This window comes from Deinococcus depolymerans (assembly GCF_039522025.1).
In the GTDB taxonomy this organism is placed as follows: domain Bacteria; phylum Deinococcota; class Deinococci; order Deinococcales; family Deinococcaceae; genus Deinococcus; species Deinococcus depolymerans.
The window spans coordinates 71,631-87,885 of record NZ_BAAADB010000022.1; the positions used below are offsets into that span (position 1 = coordinate 71,631).

Annotated in this window: 15 protein-coding genes and 3 tRNA genes; 7 read left to right on the plus strand and 11 right to left on the minus strand. The window is 67.8% G+C overall.

What is annotated here, in order from left to right:
* Positions 1-25: 25 nt before the first annotated feature.
* The 9 genes from tig to ABDZ66_RS11965 form a co-directional block, all read right to left on the minus strand.
* Positions 26-1,321, minus strand: a complete 1,296-nt coding sequence (tig, locus tag ABDZ66_RS11925; protein ID WP_343759150.1) for a trigger factor — start codon at positions 1,319-1,321, stop codon at positions 26-28.
* A gap of 222 nt (positions 1,322-1,543) precedes the next feature.
* Positions 1,544-1,629, minus strand: a tRNA-Leu gene (locus tag ABDZ66_RS11930).
* Positions 1,630-1,710: 81 nt separating this feature from the next.
* Positions 1,711-1,787: transfer RNA gene (locus ABDZ66_RS11935), tRNA-His, on the minus strand.
* Positions 1,788-2,168: 381 nt separating this feature from the next.
* A complete protein-coding gene (locus ABDZ66_RS11940) occupies positions 2,169-2,600 on the minus strand; it encodes a c-type cytochrome (protein ID WP_343759152.1) in 432 nt (143 codons plus the stop codon).
* On the minus strand, positions 2,597-4,327 hold the full coding sequence (locus ABDZ66_RS11945; protein ID WP_343759154.1) for a b(o/a)3-type cytochrome-c oxidase subunit 1: 1,731 nt from the start codon (positions 4,325-4,327) through the stop codon (positions 2,597-2,599). The genes ABDZ66_RS11940 and ABDZ66_RS11945 overlap by 4 nt, the downstream gene beginning before the upstream one ends.
* The gene (locus tag ABDZ66_RS11950; RefSeq protein WP_343759156.1) at positions 4,324-4,911 is read right to left on the minus strand and encodes a cytochrome C oxidase subunit II; all 588 of its coding nucleotides are present in this window, start codon (positions 4,909-4,911) and stop codon (positions 4,324-4,326) included. Before ABDZ66_RS11950 ends, ABDZ66_RS11945 begins: the two co-directional genes overlap by 4 nt.
* Before the next feature lies 1 nt (position 4,912).
* Complete coding sequence (locus ABDZ66_RS11955; RefSeq protein WP_343759158.1) at positions 4,913-5,041, minus strand: cytochrome c oxidase subunit 2A; 129 nt, start codon at positions 5,039-5,041, stop codon at positions 4,913-4,915.
* The gene (locus tag ABDZ66_RS11960) at positions 5,038-5,475 is read right to left on the minus strand and encodes a CBS domain-containing protein (RefSeq protein ID WP_343759161.1); all 438 of its coding nucleotides are present in this window, start codon (positions 5,473-5,475) and stop codon (positions 5,038-5,040) included. Before ABDZ66_RS11960 ends, ABDZ66_RS11955 begins: the two co-directional genes overlap by 4 nt.
* Before the next feature lie 212 nt (positions 5,476-5,687).
* The gene (locus ABDZ66_RS11965) at positions 5,688-6,503 is read right to left on the minus strand and encodes an AfsR/SARP family transcriptional regulator (RefSeq protein ID WP_343759163.1); all 816 of its coding nucleotides are present in this window, start codon (positions 6,501-6,503) and stop codon (positions 5,688-5,690) included.
* Between the two features lie 106 nt (positions 6,504-6,609).
* Between ABDZ66_RS11965 and ABDZ66_RS11970 the strand changes: the two genes are divergently transcribed.
* Positions 6,610-7,752: an acyl-CoA dehydrogenase family protein gene (locus tag ABDZ66_RS11970; RefSeq protein WP_343759165.1), complete on the plus strand. Its 1,143-nt coding sequence runs from the start codon at positions 6,610-6,612 to the stop codon at positions 7,750-7,752.
* Here ABDZ66_RS11970 and ABDZ66_RS11975 read toward each other — a convergent pair whose 3' ends face one another.
* A complete protein-coding gene (locus ABDZ66_RS11975) occupies positions 7,753-8,820 on the minus strand; it encodes an alpha/beta hydrolase (RefSeq protein WP_343759167.1) in 1,068 nt (355 codons plus the stop codon).
* A 288-nt stretch (positions 8,821-9,108) separates the two neighbouring features.
* Between ABDZ66_RS11975 and lon the strand changes: the two genes are divergently transcribed.
* The 4 genes from lon to ABDZ66_RS11995 all read left to right on the plus strand — a co-directional run bounded on the left by lon (position 9,109) and on the right by ABDZ66_RS11995 (position 13,426).
* Complete coding sequence (gene lon / locus ABDZ66_RS11980) at positions 9,109-11,565, plus strand: endopeptidase La (RefSeq protein WP_343759169.1); 2,457 nt, start codon at positions 9,109-9,111, stop codon at positions 11,563-11,565.
* Between the two features lie 102 nt (positions 11,566-11,667).
* Entirely contained in the window at positions 11,668-12,195 is a 528-nt protein-coding gene (locus ABDZ66_RS11985) for a YqgE/AlgH family protein (RefSeq protein ID WP_343759171.1), read from the plus strand.
* A 140-nt stretch (positions 12,196-12,335) separates the two neighbouring features.
* Positions 12,336-12,410, plus strand: a tRNA-Asn gene (locus ABDZ66_RS11990).
* A gap of 122 nt (positions 12,411-12,532) precedes the next feature.
* The gene (locus ABDZ66_RS11995; RefSeq protein ID WP_343759173.1) at positions 12,533-13,426 is read left to right on the plus strand and encodes a tyrosine-type recombinase/integrase; all 894 of its coding nucleotides are present in this window, start codon (positions 12,533-12,535) and stop codon (positions 13,424-13,426) included.
* 3 nt (positions 13,427-13,429) lie between these two features.
* On the opposite strand, the gene ABDZ66_RS12000 is transcribed toward ABDZ66_RS11995, so the two are convergent.
* The gene (locus ABDZ66_RS12000) at positions 13,430-14,785 is read right to left on the minus strand and encodes a hypothetical protein (RefSeq protein WP_343759175.1); all 1,356 of its coding nucleotides are present in this window, start codon (positions 14,783-14,785) and stop codon (positions 13,430-13,432) included.
* Between the two features lie 210 nt (positions 14,786-14,995).
* Between ABDZ66_RS12000 and ABDZ66_RS12005 the strand changes: the two genes are divergently transcribed.
* Both ABDZ66_RS12005 and ABDZ66_RS12010 read left to right on the plus strand, forming a co-directional pair.
* Positions 14,996-15,550, plus strand: a complete 555-nt coding sequence (locus ABDZ66_RS12005; protein ID WP_343759177.1) for a helix-turn-helix transcriptional regulator — start codon at positions 14,996-14,998, stop codon at positions 15,548-15,550.
* Between the two features lie 47 nt (positions 15,551-15,597).
* Positions 15,598-16,188: an AAA family ATPase gene (locus ABDZ66_RS12010; protein ID WP_343759179.1), complete on the plus strand. Its 591-nt coding sequence runs from the start codon at positions 15,598-15,600 to the stop codon at positions 16,186-16,188.
* The last annotated feature ends 67 nt before the right edge of the window (positions 16,189-16,255 follow it).

Genomic DNA, 16,255 nt, shown 5'->3' on the forward strand with positions numbered 1-16,255 from the left:
CGTCCCCCCCCCTGCGCTGACGGGCTTACTCGGCGTCGCTCTCGGCTTGGCCCTCGGCGCTGCCCTCTTCGCTGCTGGCGGCGCTGCCCTGGGACAGCTGCGCGATGGCCTGCTGCAGCGCCTTCTCGCGCGTCAGGCTGACGTAGTAGGAGTTGATGCCGTTCGGCCCGAGCTGCTTGCTCAGGTCGGCGGGGCTCAGGCCGTTCGCCTGGGCGAGGGCCATCATGGTCTGGTTGAACTCGGCGTCGCTGACCTCGACCTTCAGGTCCTCGGCCAGTTTCTCCAGGGCCAGGTCACGCTTCACGCGGGTCTCGGCGTTCTTGCCCAGATCGGCCATGAACTCGTCGAGCTTGCCCTGCTCCTTCATGAAGGCCTCGTACTCGCTCCACTTGACGCCCTGGCGGCCCAGGTCGTCCTGAATCTCTTCCTGCATGGCCTCGCGGCGGCGGTCCAGCAGCGCCTGCGGAATGTCGGCCTGCATGCCCTCAACGAGGTGGTTGATGAATTCCTCGCGGCGGCCGGCCTCGCCTTCCTGCTGCGCGCGGCGCTCCAGTTCGGCCTTCAGGTCGGTGCGCAGGCGCTCCAGCGAGTCGAAGTTCAGGCTCTTGGCGAACTCGTCGTCCAGCGCCTGCAGCTTCTTGGTCTTCACGTCCACGATCTTCACGGTGACGGTGTGCTCGGCGTGCTCGTGGTCGCCGTGCTGGTGGGCGGGCACGGTGATCTCCACGGTGTCGCCTTTGTTCTTGCCCAGCAGCGCGTCGCGCACGTGCGCTTCGGCCACGTCGAGGTACACGGGGTAGGTGCCGCCGTCCTCGCCCTGCTCCTCGATGGTCACCTGGTCGCTGGCCTCGATGGCGCGGTCGGCGTCGTCGAAGGTCGCGTTGCGTTCCTGCAGGTCGCTCAGGGTGCGTTCCAGGACCTCGTCGGTGATCTCGGGGGCGGCGGCGGTCAGGTTCAGGCCGCTCCAGTCACCGAGCTTCACGTCGGGGTACGTCTCGCCCTTCACGGTGAACTCGAAGGACTGACCGCTCTGCAGCGGCTGGGGGTCGATGTTGGCATCCACGAGGCTGAGTTTCAGTTCACGGGCGGCCTGGGTGTAGTGGGTCTGCAGCAGACGGTCGCGCACTTCCTGCTCGACGTACCCCTTCCCGACGCGGCCCTCGATGACCTTGCGGGGCGCCTTGCCGGGGCGGAATCCGGGCACGCGCACGTCGCGCGCCAGTCCGGCCCACACCTGGTCGTATGCGCGGTTCACTTCGGCGGCGGGCACCGACACCTTGAATTCCACCTTGTTGCCTTCTCTGCTGATCAGCTCTGCCATTGGGTCTCCCGTCTGCGTGTCCGGACCTGCGCCCCACAGGGGGGCGGCGGTCAGGGACGCGTTCCTCTGTTGATTCTGCCGTGCCGATCACGCCTCCACCGGGGCGGGGGCGCGCGACATGCCGCCGAACATCATAGTGCATTTGTCCGCCGGCACCTGCGGGAAGCAGCGGCAGCGCGGCGGCCGGACCCACCGAAAGGTCCGGCCGCCGCTGCGCCGTGCTGGTGCGAGGAAAGGGACTTGAACCCTCACATCCTGTGGATACCAGATCCTAAGTCTGGTGCGTCTACCAGTTCCGCCATCCCCGCATGCTGTTCCCTGATCCCGGCGCGTTCAGGGGATAAAGAAGTTCCGGCCCTCTGCATCTCTGCGGGGGGCCGGAACCATTCTGGGGTGGATTAGGGGACTTGAACCCCCGGCCTCCGCTTCCACAGAGCGGCGCTCTAACCAACTGAGCTAAACCCACCGGACCTTGTTCGCCCACGTCCTGTCAGGCCCACACAGCTTAAAGGCGGCGGGGCGGCCTGTCAATCCCACGGCGGGAAAGGCCGTCCCGTCCGCGCGCCCGACGTCACGGTCACGGGCGTGAACCTGGCAACGGAGTGGTGGGGGGAGGGCGCCGCGGAAGGCGAGAGCCGTTCTCGGAAGGGAGGCATCGGAACACCAGACGTCCGGTGCCTCCCCTCTGTGCCTCCCCTCTGTGCTTCGCCGCTGTGCCAGTCCGTCCGGCCCGTCCAACTTCACCCGCTCTCCTGCGGAGCTGGGCCGCCCGGCCATGAGGGCTGCATCCTCATGGCAGCTGCTCTAGACGGCTGCCGCGCCTCCGGTCAGGAACAGGGCCGCCGGGTCACTGGAGGGTCCTGACGTACGCCTGGATGGCCGCCAGCTGCGCGTCGGTGGGGGGCGCGCCGTCCAGGCCGGTGGTGGCGAAGCGGGGCATCACGACGCCCAGCGTGCGGCCTTCTGGGGTCTTCCCGTCCAGCACCGCGTGCCGGAAGTCGGCGGCGTTCCAGGCGCCCACCACCTTCAGGGCGGGGCCGACCGCGCCCTCGGCTTTCGTGCCGTGGCAGCCGGCGCAGTTCCCGGCGTACAGGACCCGGCCGTCCGGGGTGGCGGCGCTGGCCGCCGCGACGACCGCGCCGCTGCCCGTGCCCGCCAGGCGGTGCCCGACCCCGTACGAGCCGACGCCCAGCGCCGTGCCCAGCACCAGCAGGCCCACGAAGCCCGCGACCTGCCCCGGCGTGAACCAGTCCCCGTGCGGGTCGTTCACGGCGCTCACCAGAGCCTCTGGCCGGGAATGAACTGGTAGTTCGCCAGCATGGGCGCGATGACCGGGCCGTACACCAGGATCACCAGCACCAGGGCCACGAAGGTCAGGGCCAGCAGCGGTTCGGTGCGGCGCACCAGGGGGCTCGCCCCGGCCAGGGTCTCCCCGGCGGGACTCATGGCCTCACTGGTGGGGATCGGGGTGCTTTCCGGGTCGTCCACACGCCGGGAGAGCAGCGTGCGCCACAGCACCGCGTAGAAGAGGACCGCCGCGACGAACAGCACGACGCCGCTGGCCGCCGTGATTGCCTTCGGGACACCGAGGTGCATGGCGTCGTACACCGCCTGCCCCGCCGAGGCGCTCACCTGCACGCGCCGGGGCACGCCCGCCAGACCCTGCCAGTGCATGCCGAGCGCGAAGAGCATCATGCCCGTGAACCACCACCACACCGACGCCAGCGCCAGACGGGGCGCGGCGAGGCGCTTGCCGGTCAGGTGCGGGACCAGCCAGAACATCACGCCCATGAACGTCAGGGTGGTCGCGGTGCCGACCGTGATGTGGAAGTGCCCGGGAATCCACGCGGTGTTGTGCACCACGGGAGAGAAGGCCATGGAGGCGTTCACGATGCCGCCCGCCCCGCCGAAGATGAACGACACCATGGCGAGCACCTGCGCGGTCATGCTGGCGTTCCCCCACGGCAGGCGGCGCACCCACCCGATCACTCCGCGGCCCCCCCGGGCGCGGGCGGCGTCCTCCAGGGACGCGGCGGCGCTGAACGCGGTCAGCAGGCTGGGCACCGCGACCAGGAACGTCAGGAACATGTGGATCAGTTTCCAGCTGTTCTGCACGTTCGGGTCGGCGTACTGGTGATGCAGGCCTACGGGCACGCTGAACACCAGGAACATCGCGAACGCCAGACGGGTCAGGCCCTCGCTGGCCATACGCCCGCCCGCCTGCCGGGGCAGGAACGCGTACCACGAGATGTACGCCGGGAGCAGCCAGAAGTACACGATGGGGTGCCCCGTCCACCAGAACAGCGTGCGGGCCAGCAGCGGGTCCACGCCGCGCGTCAGGCCCAGCGACCAGGGGATCAGCATGACCACGACCTCGACCACCAGTCCCAGCGCCGCCACGACCCACATCAGCCACGTGGCGACGCTCATGTACGTCACGACGGGCGTCACGCGGCCCGGGTGGGCGCGTTTCCAGGCCAGCCACAGCCACACGACCTGCCCGGCCACCAGCAGGCTCGCGGCGACCATGATGGCCGCGCCGATGTAGAACGCCGGGCTGCCCTCCAGCGGCGGGTAGAAGGTGTACAGCACCGTCGCGTTGTTCGTCAGCAGCGGCACGGCGGCCGTGAGCAGCCCGGCGGTCATGGTCAGGTACGTGAACCACGCGAAGCGCATGTTCGGGCGGATGTTCAGGTCCCGCACCGGCAGGTACAGCATCCAGCCGCTGATGAAGAACTGCGTGAACACCAGCGCGTTCAGCACGCCGTGCAGCGTCAGGCCCTGGTAGTACGACCCCAGCAGGACCTTCAGCAGGGGGTAGTCGTACACGTTGATGCCGCCGTAGTTCAGCGCCTGCAGCGGCCCCAGCAGCACGCCGATCATCAGGGCGATGAAGGCGGTCACGGCGTAGTACTGCGTGAGCGTCTTGAGGCTGCTCAGCGTGGCGGCGTCCAGGCCCGGCAGCGACGCGCTGGGGGCCGACTGGGAGGGAAGGGCGGTGGTCACTGGGTCTCCTTGGCGCCTGTGGCAGGCGGATCGACCACGAAGCGGGTGATCATGTTGTGATGCCCCACCCCGCAGTACTCGTTGCAGATGGCGTGCTGCTCGCCCGGGTGGCGGAACGTGACGGTCAGCGAGGCGACGTGCCCGGGCAGGATCTCGGCGTTGATGTTCGTGCCGGTCACCTGAAAGCCGTGCGCGACGTCGGTCGCGGTGACGTGCAGCGTGACGGGCACGCCCGCCGGGACGCGCAGGACGGCTGGCTGGAACGTGAAGTTCCCCGCCACGAGGTACGCGTCCAGGGTGCCCTGCTCGTTCAGGGCGGGCTGCCCGCGGTCGTCCACGACCAGCCCCGGTTTCGCGAAGGGCGTCGCGGCGAGGTTCTTCGGATCCACGCGGCCCCGGACGATCCCGCCGGTGTGGGCGTGACCGGCGTCGGTCTTCAGGGCGGGGTAGGTGCCGCTGATCAGGCTGGCGAGCACGCCCACGAACAGCAGGGCCGTCATGACGACCGCGATGCCCAGCCACGCCGTCTCGTAGCGTTCCAGCGTGTGGTGGTCCAGCCGGGCGGGAGCGTCGGGGACGCCCACGTCAGGCCCTGCCCTGCAGGACGCCCAGGACCAGCATCCACAGACTCAGGATGCTCAGGACCAGCGTGAGGATCACGACCAGCGTGCCGCGCGGGGCCTCGCCGCGGTCCCTGTGGGGCGGGCCGCTCACAGCGCCCTGCCGGCCGCGGTTGCCGCCGGGTCCGTGCCGGCGTAGTCGCGCAGCACGTCGCTGACGGTCACGACTCCCACCACGCGCCCCTGCCCGTTCACGACGGGCAGGGCGCCCACGCGGTGGGTGAGCATGGTGTGGGCCGCGTCCCGGGCGTCCGCTTCGGGGGCGGTGGTCAGGACCGAGCGGCGCATCACGTCCGCGACCGTCACGGCCGCCAGCCGCGTCGTGGCCTCCCAGGGGGACAGGCTGCTCAGGCGGCTGGGCATCGCCTCGCGCAGGTCGCGGTCGGTGACGATGCCGATCAGGGTCTCGCCCTCCAGGACCGGCAGTCGCCGGACACCGCGTGACCGCATCAGGTGGGCGGCGTCCGGCAGCGAGAGGGTGGGGGCCGCCGTGACGGCCGGGGCGCTCATCAGGTCATGTACGTGCATGGGGAACCTCCATGCCTGGAGGGTCCGGTGGGGGCGTTACCGGGGCATTACGGCCCGCGCCCACCCAGCCGCGGCGTCATACGGATTCCGTTTGTTTCGCCAACAATCCGGAACTTCACCGGATTGCCGGCTCCACGTCCGGAACCCGTTTTTCTTCCACTCGCTTCGCCCGGATTGAACAGGCTTTGCAGCCCGTTCAATCGGAGTCCGTATCACTCGCGGGAACCGGCGGGGCGGAAGGGGGTGTCCACGCAGGGCAGCTCGCCGTCCTTGAGGCGTTCGGCGAGGGCCACGGTGTCGGCCATGGGCGTGTCCCCGATCTCGTCGGCCAGGAAGGACCGGTAGCGGCGGTAGTGTTCGGTCGCGGCGTAGCGTCCCCTGGTCATGGCCAGACACGCCATCAGCCGCTGGTGGTGGTCCTCGCCGATCAGCGGATCGGTGGCGGCGGCCCGCACGAGTTCCTGCGCGGCCAGCGGGCATTCGTGCGCGTCGCAGTGCAGCCGCGCCAGGGTCAGGTGGGCTTCCACGACCGCCGCGCGGTGCGCCTGCCGCGCCGCCTGCACCCACTCGCCGCTCAGCTGCGGCAGGTACTCGCCGTCCGCGCTGGCCAGGGCGCGGCGCAGCAGTTCCTCGCGTTCGCGTGGCTGATCGGCCCGCCGGGCGCCGCGCAGCGCGTGGTGCAGCGCGGCCGTGTCGCTGGCGGCCAGCAGGTCCGGGTGCAGGGCGTACCGGCCGCCGTTCTCGGTCACGGCGCCGGGACTGCCCAGCGCGTGCCTCAGCCGGTGCAGCGTCACCCGGAAGCGGTTCAGGGCAGCCGGGGTGTCGTCCAGGTCCCACAGGTCGCGCAGCAGGTCGTGCCGGTAACGGCCGTCGGGGTGGGCGTGCAGGTACCACAGGAGTTCCTCGGCGCTGCGGGCGGGCCACACGACGGCCGCGCCGTTCACGAGGACTTCCGCCTGTCCCAGCGTGCGCAGCAGCCAGGTGGGCGCGGGAGGGGAGACAGGCGGGTGGGTGTGTGGCGTCGTCATACGACCTCCGGGAAACGGACAGACTGTAAGTATCCTGACAGGTTCTGGCTGGTCAGCGTGTGATCTGCACTTCCCTTACCGGCCCGGAGCGGTAGTGTGTGGTCACATGAATTTCAATCTGCCAGAGGACCTGCGCGAGGTGCAGGCCACCATCCGTGACTTCATGCTGTCGCGCGTGGAACCCCGCGCGCACGAGATCGAGGAGACGAACAGCGTCCCCCCGGAACTGCTGCGCGAGGCCGCCGGGCTGGGCCTGTTCGGCCTGAGCATCCCCGAGGAGTACGGCGGGGTGGGCCTGGGCGCGCTGGGCCGCTGCGCCGCGTACGAGGCGCTCGGGCAGGGGCACATGGGCTTCGGCGGGGTGATCAGCGCGCACGCCAGCATCGGCACCAGCGGCCTCGTGAAACTGGGCACCCCTGAGCAGAAGGCCCGGTTCCTGCCGCGCATGGCCTCGGGCGAGTGCGTCGCGGGCTTCGCCATCACCGAACCCAGTTCGGGCAGCGACGCCGCGAACATCCGCACCCGCGCCGAGAAGCGGGGCGACGTGTACGTCCTGAACGGCACCAAGCACTACATCAGCAACGCGCCCATCGCGGGCCTGCTGACCGTCATCGCCGTCACCGACCCCAGCCAGGGCACCAGGGGCATGAGTGCCTTCCTGGTCGAACCGCAGACCACGCCCGGCGTGACCATCGGCAAGATCGACGAGAAGATGGGCCAGAAGGGCGCCCTGAGCGCCGAGGTCATCTTCCAGGACGCCGAGATCCCGGCCGCGAACCTGCTGGGCCCCGAACACATGGGCTACCGCGAGGCGCTGGGCATCCTCACGAACGGCCGCGTCGGCATCGCCGCGCGCTCTACGGGCGCCATGCAGCGCCTGCTGGACCTCTCGGTCGCGCACGCCAGGGCCCGCGAACAGTTCGGGAAACCCATCGCGCAGTTCCAGGCCGTGCAGTTCATGCTGGCCGAGATGGAGATCGCCGTGCAGACCAGCCGCGTGCTGTGGCAGAAAGTCGCGTGGATGGTCGACGAGGGCCAGGACGTGCGCCGCATGGCCAGTGTCGCCAAGTACCACGCCACCGAGGCGCTCTCGCAGGTGGCCGACAAGGCCGTGCAGGTCGCGGGCGGCATGGGCTACATGAAAGACAGCCCCGTCGAACGCTACTACCGCGACCAGCGCCTGCTGCGCATCTACGAGGGCACCAGCGAGATCCAGAAGATCATCATCGCGGGCGACCTGCTGCGCTGATCAGCCTTCCCGCCACCAGCGCAGGAAGGCGGGCAGGCGTTCGCGCCATGCGGGTTCGTCGTGCCAGTGGCCCTCCCCGACGGTGAAGCGGGCCTCTCTGACGTGCGGGGCGAGCTGGGCGGTCAGGTCGCGGGTGTGGGTCACGAGGTCCCGTGAGGCGGCCACGGTACCCTGCTCGTGGTCGCCCATGTCGATCCACACGCGCGCCTGCGGGTCGCGGCGCCCGGGGAGCCAGCGCAGGAAGGCGTGGTCGGCGGGCCAGAGGGCGGGGCTGAAGACGCCCAGCGTGCCGTACGTGCCGGGGTCACGCAGGCCGGCGTAGGCGGTGATCAGGCCGCCGAAGCTGGAGCCGGCCAGCGCGGTGTCCTGCGCGGGGACAGGGCCGAAGCGGGCGTGCAGGTGCGGCAGGAGGCTGCCTTTCAGCCAGTCGGCGTACTCGTCCGCGCCGCTGTCGAAGTCGTTCAGTTCGAAGGGGAACGGGACGTAGCGGCGGCTGCGCCCGTGGTTCACGGGCAGCGCGGCGATGCGCACCGGGTGCCCGGCGTCCGCGAGGGCCTGCGCGGCCCCGGCGGCGTCCCAGCTCTCCCCGGCGAAGGTGGGGGCCTCGTCGAAGGCGTTCTGGCCGTCGTGCAGGATCAGCAGCGGCAGCGGGCCGCCTTGCCCCTCGGGCCACCACAGCCGCACGGGCTGGTCTCCCCAGGGGGCGTGCAGCACGGTTTCCTCGCGGGGTGGGGCGCTGCGTCCCGGGCGGCCGCGGCCCTCGCTGGCGTCCTGCCATCCGGCCACGTGCAGGTCGATGCCAGCGTCGCCGGTCACGACGTGCCGGTGGGGGGCGGCGCGGCCTCCCCAGGCGTCGCCTTCCTCGGTGACGGTGCCGTCCGGGTGGCGGGCGCGGACCTTGACGCTCAGCAGGGTGCCGTGCGGGTGTTCGCTGGTCAGTTCTCCGGCGGGGTCGAAGGTCCAGCCGGAGGGGTCGCTGCTCCAGGCGCGGTGGTCGCCGGTCAGGAACAGCGCGCAGCCGGGGGGGAGGGGTGGACGGTGGGATATGCGCCAGCGCAGGCGTGTCATGCGGCGCAGCATAGCGGCACCCCGCCGGGGTTGCCGGACTGGCGGCCGTGGGGAGGGGTGTGGGGGGTGAGGTGTGTGAATGTCGCGTCAGGTTCCCGTGAGGGTTGTGTCAGGCTTTCGGGCGTAGGATTTCAGCGTGAAGCACGAGGAATAGGCCGTCCGGCGGAGGAGCGGGCCGCGCTTGCCGCAGCTCCTTCAACTTGATATAGTTGCACTCAAGTTTCTTGGTATCGAGCGTGCCAGGAACCCGCATCTCAGCCAGACCCGACCGGGCCAAAGGAGTTCCGCATGCCCACCGAAACCCACCCCCTGCCCAGCAACGTTCCCGTCTGCCCCGTCCGCGGCAGCGTCATCTACCCCACCATGGTCCAGCACATCGACGCCAGCCGCGCCATCTCCATCGGCGCGATCGAGGCGGCCATGGCCAGCGACAAGGTCATCCTGATCGTCTCGCAGAAGGACAAGGACATCGACGACCCCCAGGGCAGCGACCTGTACGACGTCGGCACCGCCTGCAACGTCCTGCGGGTGCGCAAGAACCCGGACGGCACCGTGCAGATGCTCGTGTCCGCCGTCGCCCGCGTGCGCGCCAGCAACTACACCCGCGGCGACCACCTGAGCGCCGACATCACCCCCCTGAGCGCCGCCACCGACGACACCGTCGAACTGCAGGCCCTGAGCCGCGAACTGCGCGAACGCTTCGAGGCCATCGCCTCCGGCGGCAAGATCACGGCCGAGAACGTGCAGACCATCGGCAACAAGGAAGACATCGGCGAGATGGCCGACCACATCGCCTTCAACCTCGACTTCAAACTCGAGGACAAGCAGGCGCTGCTGGAACTGCCCAGCCTGACCGCCCGCATCCGCAAACTGCTCACCCTGCTCGACACCGAACAGGAAGTGCAGGCCGTGCAGGCCAAGATCCGCGCCCAGGTGAAAGAAGAGATCGACAAGAACCAGCGCGAGTACTACCTGCGCGAACAGATGAAAGTCATCCAGAAGGAACTGCAGGGCGGCGAGGACGGCGAGGACGGCGACGAGGCCGAAGCCTTCCGCACCAAGATCGAGGCCCTCGACCTGAAACCCGAGGTCAGGAAGGACATCGACCGGGAAATCAACCGCCTGGCCCGCATGCACCCCGACGCGGCCGAGGCCAGCGTGATCCGCACCTACCTGACCTGGGTGACCGAACTGCCCTGGAACGAACGCAGCGAGGACCAGCTGGACGTGGGGGCCGCCGCCACCATCCTCGACGACGACCACTACGGCCTGGAGAAGGTCAAGGACCGCGTGCTGGAATTCCTCGCCGTGCGCCGCCTGCGCAAGGAACGCGCCGCGCGCGGCGAACTGAGCGCCGAGGACGTGAACAAGGGCCCCATCCTGGTGTTCACCGGCCCCCCCGGCGTCGGCAAGACCTCCATCGCGCAGAGCATCGCCAAGGCGCTGGGCCGCAAGTACGTGCGCATCGCCCTGGGCGGCGCCCGTGACGAGAGCGACATCCGCGGCCACCGCCGCACGTACATCGGCGCGATGCCCGGCCGCCTGATCCAGGGCATCCGCACCGCCGGCACCAAGAACCCCGTGATCCTGCTCGACGAGGTCGACAAGCTCGGCTCCAGCTACCAGGGCGACCCCTCGGCCGCGCTGCTCGAGGTGCTGGACCCCGCGCAGAACCAGCACTTCACGGACCACTACCTCGGCGTGCCCTTCGACCTGAGCGAGGTCATGTTCATCGCCACCGCCAACTACCCCGAGCAGATCCCCCCGGCCCTGATGGACCGCATGGAAGTCATTGACTTCTCCAGCTACATCGAGCAGGAGAAACTCGAGATCGCCAAACGCTACCTGCTGCCCCGCCAGCTCACCCAGAACGGCCTGAAAGGCAACCAGATCGCGTTCACGGACGCCGCGCTGGAGAAACTGATCAGCCACTACACCCGCGAGGCCGGCGTGCGCAACCTCGAACGCGAGATCGGCACGGTCGCCCGCAAGGTCGCCCGCCGCATCGCCACCGGCGAGGTCAAGCGCGTGAAGGTCACGGACAAGGAACTCGACCGTTACCTGGGTCAGCCGCGCCACATTCCCGAAACCGAAGGCAAGGAAGACATGGTGGGCGTCAGCACCGGCATGTTCTACACCCCGGTCGGCGGCGACATCCTGTTCGTGGAGACCAGCATCAGCCCCGGCAAGGGCCTGGTCCTGACCGGGCAGCTCGGTGACGTCATGAAGGAATCGGCCCGCGCCGCCCTGACGTACATCAAGAGCAACGCCGAACGCTTCCACATCGACAAGGCGCGCATCGACGACAGCGAGATCCACATTCACGTGCCCGCTGGCGCGATCCCCAAGGAAGGCCCCAGCGCCGGCGGGGCCATGGTCACCAGCCTCATCAGCGCCCTGGCCGGCATTCCCGCCCGTCACGACGTCGCCATGACCGGCGAGATGACCCTGACCGGCCGTTACCTGCCCATCGGCGGTCTGAAAGAGAAGGTGCTGGGTGCGCGCCGCGCCGGCATCAAGCACATCATCATGCCCAAGGCGAACGAGAGCGACCTGCGGGACATCCCGGTGCACCTGCGCACCAGCATGCGCTTCCACCCCTGCGAGACGGTCGATCAGGTGCTCGACGTGGCCCTCGTGGGCGGCCTGAAAGCCCTCGAGACGCCCCGCGACGGCAGCGCCCCCGCCGCGCCCGCACCGGCCAAGCGCAAGAGCACCCGCCGCAGCCCCGACGCCCGCGCCTGACGCGCCGCCCCCCTCCCCTGCCCCCACCCGCCTTCCCCGGCGCGGTGGGGGTTGTCCTGTCCTGGGCGGCGCCCCGGCCACAGCGCGGTATCCTGCGGGGAAATGAGCGGTCCACTGACTTTTCTCGTGGCAAGCCCGCACCTGCGCGGCGGGGTCTTCGAAAATGCCGTGATCCTGCTGCTGGAACACGACCGCAAGGGGGCCATGGGCCTGATCGTGAACGCCGCCCTGTCGCAGGGCGTCTCGGAACTCCTGCCGGACGTGCCGGACCGTTCAGAGCCGGCGTGGCTGGGCGGCCCGGTCGACCCGACGCTCGGCTGGTGCCTGTACCCCCAGCCGGTCGGCCTGGACGGCGAGATGCGCCTGACAGACGGCCTGAACGTCTCCAGCAGCCTGGACGTCCTGCGGGCCGTCATCGCCTCCGGGCAGCGCTTCATGCTGGTCCTGGGGTACGCCGGGTGGGGCGCGGGGCAACTGACCGAGGAAGCCCGCGAGGGCAGCTGGATATGGGTGGAACAGGACACCCCGGACCTGATCTGGAACGTCCCCGCCGCCGAACGCTGGCAGGCGGCCCTCGACCGCCTGGGCGTGACGCCGGGAACGATCATGCCGGGCGGCGCTCAGGCCTGAACGGGTTCCGGCACCCACGCAACGGCCCCGGACCGCGCCGGGTGTCTGGACAGGTGGGGACCGCGCGCCCGGAGGACTTGCGCGGCATATGGGTGCGTGCTACTATCCCTCTCGCGCCGGAAACGGCCCGCCACAGGTATTCGGCAGTAGCTCAGTGGCAGAGCATCCGACTGTTAATCGGACGGTCGTTGGTTCGACCCCAACCTGCCGAGCCAGATAGAAAAACCCCGTCAATGACGGGGTTTTTCCTTTTGCCTGGTTCGAGTGATTGGGGGTCTGGTAGACGTGATCGTGTGCTCTACAGCGCGTGTTCTGGGTGCCGTCAGGGAGGGTCTCTATGCAGATCAGCGAACTCTGGCAGCAGTTCTACCTTCACTTGCGGGCGCGTCGACGCACCGCCGCGACTCTGCGGTACTACGAATGCACGGAACGCGTCTTTGCCCGGTTTCTGGAGGCGCAGGGGCTGGTCCTGATGGCGGAGGATGTCAGGGTATCTCACCTGCGGTTGTTCCTGCGGTGGCTGGAGGATCAGGGCCTGAATATTGGAGGCGTTCACGCGCACGCCAGGGCTGTGCGGGCTCTGTTCAACTGGAGTGCGCACGAGGAGATCTTGGAGAAGAGTCCTGCGCAGCGCCTGGAGCTGCCGACACTGGTGCGGGAGCGTATGCCGACGGTGACAGCGGCGGTGGTGAAGTCCTTGTTGGGTGCCTGCCGGGATTCGGATCAGCCGCTGCGTGACGCGGCGTTGATCGTGACACTGTTCGATACGGGCTTGCGTGTGCAGGAGCTGGTTGATCTGCGGATGACTGACCTTCTGTTCCCGCAGGGGCTGATTCGGGTGCTGGGGAAGGGCAACAAGGAGCGCTTCGTCCCGATTGGCGCCAAGGCTACGCTGGCGGTGAATGCCTATCTCCGCAAGGAGCGGCGGCCGGCTGTTGCCGGGCAGGAGCAGGTGCTCCTGAACAGGGGTGGTCAACCCCTGACCAAGAGCGGCGTGCAGATTCGACTCTCCAAGCTGGCAGTGCGGGTCAAGATTGCGCGGCAGGACTGCGCACCTCATGCGTTCCGCAGGGGGTTTGCGGTGGAGTTCCTGCGCAACGGTGGGGACGTGTTCACGTTGCAGCAGATTCTCGGTCACAGCAGTCTGGATATGACCCGGCGTTACGTCACTTACCTGGATGGCGACTTGAAGGCCGCGCACCTGCGGTTCTCACCCGGCGACCGTCTGTGACGGTCAGGTCAGAAACCACTCCGTCATGACCCACTTCCCGTTGACCAGTTTGTAGAAGATGTTGATCCGCGCCTGAACGTGCTGCCCCATCAGGGTGATGCTGGCATCAGCGGAGATGTGGTGTGTCGTGGCGTCAGGGATTCCCAGGAACTCTATGTCTTGCAGGTAGAACTCTTCCCAGGTCAGCGGGGAGAACACGGAGCCCATCCCGATCTGCTTGGCCATAAGTCCCTGTACGGCTTGGCGCGCCTGCTGACGGGTAGCGCCCGTCCCGTTGATGGCCTGCGTCAGGCTGTTGAACAGGTGCGAGGCCTGCTGCATGACTGGGTGCGGAGAGGGGATCAGTTGCCCGTTCTCAATCCGGTAGATGGTGTCACCCATCTGCACGTCGTGCGTTTCACCGAACCAAGGCAGCGCCACCAGTGGGTAATCAACGGCTTTCACCGGGAGCCGCTGCCCGGTGATCTGTCCGTCCTGCCCTTTGGAGAACAGCATGAGGGCGGCCTCGCCGGCCTTCACGCCCGGTCCGCTGTCTTTGCTCTTGACGACAGCCAGGAACTCTTCACGGCCTGGAGCCGTGAAGCCCCCCACGGCACCGTCGACTTCCGTTTTGGGACTGAACCCGTAGCGCAGCGGCCAGTCCTTCAGGTCGAACAGCGCGGCGTCCTGTTTCAGACGGCTCTTCATCCCTTCACCCCACTGCCTGAGCTGGGAGTTGGGGATACGGTTCAGGAGGACCTGGACCTCCGAGTCACGCCCCTGCGAGTACAGGCCCAGCATGGCGCTGAGGATGTCGACTTTGTCTTGTGGGGCGCGGGCCAGGGTCCGCTTGGCGACAATGGCGGGGAACTGGCGATTGGCCGTCACGTACTGACGACCATTCCACTGCAAGATTTCAGGGAACTTGATTCTGAAGTCATCCAGCCTGTACTCGTCCGTGTACCGCTCGTACAGCCACTGTGCCGACATGACGAGTTCCAAGGCGCCCTTTCCATCCAGTTGGACGGGCGTCAGGTCGAAGCCGTCACCGTACACAAACCCCTGGCGGATGAGGCGTGGTGTGGACCCCATGGAGTAAAGCCGATAAGTGCCCGCAGGGCCGGCGTACGCCGTGATGACCATCTCTGGTGTGCCGTCCCCGGTCACGTCGCGGCACCACTGCATGCCCACACTGCTGTCGCTGAATGACATGACGGCCTTCCCACCTCGGGTCACATTCAGGTACCGCATGGGGTAGCCGCTGCTGGTTTCCACGGTGCTGGCTTTGATCGTGTAATCTCCGCACTTCTGCACGGTGGCACCGGCAGCTCCACTGAAGAACAAAAGCGAGGAAAAGATCCACTGGCTCGGTATTTTCATCAGCCGGGATTGTAGGGAAGCAGGTGCGTTCGCGTGCGTTCATGTGCCGCTCTCCTGGAGGGGGCTTGACAGCCGTTGTACAACAATCGAAGGGAACCGGAAGGCTGCGCACTGCGCCCTCTTCAGGTTGTTCAGTTCATCACTCGGTTCCAGGCGTGCCTCTCCAGGCACGCCTGATTTGTTCCGGCGGGGCCGGAAGAAGGAGGGTTCATGCCACAGATCACGCACCAACAACAGGACGCCATTCGCACCGCGCACACGCTCGGATTGACGGATGCGGAAGCCGCAGCGCACGCAGGAGTCAGCGTGAGTACCGTCAAACGGCACCGGGGGAAGATGGGGCTCCAGACGAAAAGCCGCGCCGTTCAACTCGGGAAGAAGGGTGAAGCCCTGCTTACTCAACTTGCGCAGGCGCGGGGCTTGACGACTCAGCCCCGCTTGTTAGAGAATGACCCTTACGACCTCATTATTGAGGGACAATTAGTAGACGTTAAGACCACGGAAATGTCTTCCGACGGATCATGGAAGTTTCACCTTCCCCGTCAAAGAACAAGCTTCTACGGTCAGTACACCTACCCCAAAAACTATTCAGCCGACTGCGACGTCATAGCACTCGTATGCCTCAAGGCACTCGAAGATCCTGACGTTTACTTTCTCCCCAGTGGAGATGTTCCGACACTCGTCGAAATCCGCAGCGGTGGCCGCTTCGCCTCCAGGCGAAATGATTGGTCCTTATTGCTCCCGGCGTCGGCCGCGGCCGCCTGACGTTTTCCATTCCCAGACTCGTTCCCAGTTCCCCCAAGGAGGTCCACTTGATTCACCCCTACCCTACCCCGCTCCCAGTCCCACTCGACGTCATCCCCCCTACCCCGTCCGTCGATTCCTCTCCGGCAGGCCGCATCATCCTCCCGACCGAGTTCACGCTGACCGAGTTGCAGACGATGCCCCTTCCACCCGAGCGGTTCACGGTCACCAACCTGCTGCCCGTCGGCCTGACCCTGCTGGCCGGGAAACCCAAACTCGGGAAGAGCTGGCTGGCCCTTCAGCTTGCCCTCAGCCTGACCGAAGCGCGACCGTTCCTGAACGAGCAGGTCACCGCAGGGGACGTCCTGTACCTCGCCCTGGAGGACAGTCCAGCCCGGCTGCTGAAACGTACCGAGCTGCTGGAACCCGAGACGGCCGTGCACACCCTGGCCTTCAGAACGCAGGTCCCGAACGCTTACGAGGACCGGGTTACGGTGTTACGGGAGTGGCTACACGCACACCCGAATGCCAGCTGCGTCATCATCGATGTCTGGGGTCGCTTCGCCCCGGCCCTGAACGGCAAGGACGATTACGGCCAGGTCACCCGCATCGGTAGTTGGCTGGAACTATGCCCGACAGGGAACGCCTTGAGGCCGTGACAGCCACGCTCGCAGCGTCCAAACGCGATCGGTCAGCCCAATCGCCATCGCCGGTGTGCGCTGGAGG